We start from the raw sequence: 586 nt of genomic DNA, 5'->3' as shown, positions 1-586 counted from the left end.
ATGCCCTCACGCTAGCAAGCCGGAGCCCGCGCCGGAAGACAGCGCGCACCGGTGTGCGGAACGCACTGTGGCCATCCGAGGCCGGGGCCGCTAGGTTCGGGGCCCACTGACAGAGGAGGTTTGATCATGACTGAATCCGCACCGGGGGCCGGTTCCGCGCCGCGGGGGGCTCCCGAGGGCACCGACTGCGACGTGCTCGTCGTCGGCTTCGGGTGCGCCGGGGTCGCGGCCGCGCTCGCGGCCGAGGAGCGTGGCGCACGGGTGATTCTGCTGGAAGCCGCGAGCGGCGGCGGCGGCTCGGCGGCGCTCTCCGGCGGCGAGCTGTACCTGGGCGGGGGGACGGCGCTCCAGCGCGCCGCGGGGATAGACGACACCCCGGAGGCAATGGCGGCGTTTCTGACGGCGGCGCTCGGCCCGGCCGCTGACGAGGAGCGGATCGGCGAATACGCGCGCGGGAGCGTGGAGCACTTCGAGTGGCTGACCGGGCACGGCGTGCCCTTTCGCCCCGGGGTGTACAACGATGTGGCCTGGGTGCCGTCCACCCCGGACGGACTGATGTGGATGGGTGAGGCCGCGTATCCCTTTG

At 73.2% G+C, this 586-nt stretch carries 1 protein-coding gene; it reads left to right on the top strand.

Translation table 11 applies throughout. The features are described 5' to 3' along the window. Positions 1–126: 126 nt before the first annotated feature. Positions 127–586: FAD-dependent oxidoreductase (locus OOT08_RS09100; RefSeq protein WP_325092331.1), on the top strand; the 460-nt coding region annotated here is incomplete at its 3' end.

The organism is Leucobacter sp. M11, from assembly GCF_035726885.1.
GTDB lineage: Bacteria > Actinomycetota > Actinomycetes > Actinomycetales > Microbacteriaceae > JAPFRB01.
This window is presented reverse-complemented; position numbering and strand designations above follow the sequence as displayed.